Origin of the sequence: Acinetobacter sp. YH16052 (genome assembly GCF_013417155.1) — a bacterium.
Taxonomy (GTDB): Bacteria; Pseudomonadota; Gammaproteobacteria; order Pseudomonadales; family Moraxellaceae; genus Acinetobacter.
Genome location: NZ_VPEO01000090.1, coordinates 1 through 2675, shown reverse-complemented (window position 1 = coordinate 2675; position 2675 = coordinate 1). Strand labels below are relative to the sequence as shown.

General features: G+C 39.9%; 2 protein-coding genes. One reads left to right on the top strand and one right to left on the bottom strand.

Annotation, left to right across the window (positions count from 1 at the left end):
• Positions 1 to 28: 28 nt before the first annotated feature.
• Positions 29 to 1021 (bottom strand): IS5-like element ISAba23 family transposase, encoded by a 993-nt coding sequence (locus FTV42_RS16160; protein WP_005028482.1) that lies wholly within the window; start codon positions 1019 to 1021, stop codon positions 29 to 31.
• Positions 1022 to 1374: 353 nt separating this feature from the next.
• Here FTV42_RS16160 and lpxO point away from each other — a divergent pair, with 353 nt between their 5' ends.
• Positions 1375 to 2289, top strand: coding sequence for a lipid A hydroxylase LpxO (gene lpxO, locus FTV42_RS16155; RefSeq protein WP_179997574.1), 915 nt, complete (start codon positions 1375 to 1377; stop codon positions 2287 to 2289).
• Positions 2290 to 2675 lie beyond the last annotated feature (386 nt).

Below are 2675 nucleotides of genomic sequence, written 5' to 3'. Positions count from 1 at the left end.
AGCTTACTAACCAACAGACACAATAACCCTAGGCGAGTCCGTATTTTCGTTTCAAGCTTAGGGCAGTTTTTAAATTATGCACCATGCTTGCAAGCAAAGTGCTGGTATGAAATTGCATTAACCCTAAATGACGAGCTTTGCTCATCCCATAATGCAGTTTAAAATGTCCAAAGACCCGCTCAACGGTGTTTCTAGTTTGGCTCTTTTGGGTATTATTGCGTTTTTGCTGTTCGGTTAAGGGTGTATTGCGCCATGCTCTATCATGAATATGATTTTTTATCGGTGGTTCATGCTCGGCAAGGTAGTCATCATGGGCTTGGCTTTTATACGCACTGTCAGCATACACGGCTGATTCATCATCTGTTAACAGCGTGGTAAAACATTGGGAATCATGGACATTGGCAGGGGTAGTTTCAACCTTTTTGACAAAGCTGTCTTCATCACAGTTGAGATGAATTTTAAAGCCGTAGGTGGTTTTTACTTTACCTGTACTGTCTTTTTTACTGACATAGGCGGCTTCGTTATCTTGGGTATTGTCGGTGTGTTTGCCTTTCTTAGGTCGTTTGTTTTTAGCTTCAACGATACTGGCATCGATGATGCTGACACTGCCCGCTTTGATAAAAATGTTTTGTTGGGCTAGTTGCTCATTGATTTGGTTGAACAATGGTTCAATCAGTCTAAGCTCACCTAGGTGTTTGTGGTATCGCCAAATGGTGCTATGGTCGGGTACATCATCCGTTAATGATAGGCCAACAAAGCGACGAAATAGTAAGTCTCGTGCCAGTTGTTTTTCCATGGCTGGATCCGATAGGTTATAGAGTTTTTGTAAGAGTAATACTTTAAACATGATGACAGGGTGAAAGGCAGATTCCCCACGCTCACTGCTATGAACGTGGCGTAAGGTTTGCTCGATAGTTTGCCAGTCAATTAGGTTGTGTAGTTCATCTAATTCTTCGATGGCTTTGTGAGCGTTAATGAGACTGTCTGCTAGGGAGAGTTGCCCTGTTTGTTTCCATGCCATAGTCGTGTTTTTTGCTAGGTGATTGATTTTATTGTATTATACCAATTTAATGAACTTTTGTGTGTTTATTCGTGCAAAGGTTTCTGAAAGTGATTGTTTTATATTTTTTTTTATCCGGTTGGAATATTTTAGGACTGAGAAAAGCTTAAAAAGTAGAGCTTTTGGTGGTTTGTTTAGGGCAGATAAGTCAATGCTTGGTTTGGATGGTGACGTTTTATAGCGTGAGGTTGGGTGGGTATACAGAGCGACTGGCAATGCTGTGTTCTATTTTCTGCGATGATGTCATGCGCTGAAATGGAGTAGAATATGTGACATTTTTGAATTTTTGCTGTTTTCAGTATTTGGTTAGTTCTATGTTGAAGTGGATTATTTTGGCGATTTTTATCGCTTCAGCGTTGTATATTCAACAGCGCGGCAAGGTGCGTCATAGTTTTTATCGTCAGTTTTTTGACCATTCGACCATTCTTGCACCGATTAACTATTTAATGTACTTATTTTCTAAAGTGCCGAATCAACCTTATATCGACACTCAGCATTTTCAAGATTTAAAAGTTTTAGATGACAACTGGGAAATGATTCGTGATGAAGCCAAAGCTTTATATCAACAGGGCGGTATTAAAGCTTCAAGTAGCTACGATGATTTGGGGTTTAATTCATTCTTTAAAACAGGCTGGAAGCGTTTTTATTTAAAATGGTATGACTCCGCGCATCCATCAGCAGCAGAATTATGCCCAAAAACCACAGCATTATTAAAAACTTTACCTAGCATTAAGGCGGCGATGTTTACTGAACTAGCGCCCGACAGTCGTTTAGTGCGCCATCGTGACCCCTATGCAGGTTCATTGCGTTACCACTTGGGGTTGATGACACCCAATGATGACCGTTGTTTTATTGATGTCGATGGTGAGCGTTATTCATGGCGTGATGGTGAAAGTGTGGTGTTTGATGAAACCTATATTCACTATGCTGAAAATGGTACTTCTCAAAACCGTATTATTTTCTTTGCCGATGTTGAGCGTCCGTTAAAATCTCGCTGGATGCAAAAGTTTAATCACTGGTTTGGCAAGAATGTGATGACCGCAGCAAGTTCTCCGAATGAAGCAGGCGATCAGACAGGTGGCTTAAACAAAGTCTTTGGCTATGTCTATCAAGTGCGTTTAAAAGCGAAGGCCTTAAAAGCTAAAAATAGTCGCGTGTACTACTTCTTAAAATGGTTTTTGATGCTCGGGATTTTCTTCTTAATTTTTATTCGCCCTTATGTGTTTTAAAGCATCACAACGCCTTTCGGGGCATTTTTTATGACATTTTTGAGCAATTTCAGCATCGCGGTTTAATTCCCGGCTACTTTTTTGTATAGAATGAGGCAAATAGGGGAATTTTTATGCAAACGTTTCTTATAATTATCCTTATAATTCAACGCTGTAGTTTCTAGTTGATAGCCCGAACATCACTGTTCGGGCTTTTTTAATGATTTGTCACGTTCCACGCCTACTATTTAATCAATGTTTCACAACTTTGATTAGCTCAATTAAATAATTAAAACCTAGATAATAAGAACCGAGCGAGTGTCTACGAGCGATTGAGCATCATCAAAATTTCGCCCTCGCCTTTTCTCTGATTACAAGCTCCCTTTCGATTTTAAACGGTAGGTACA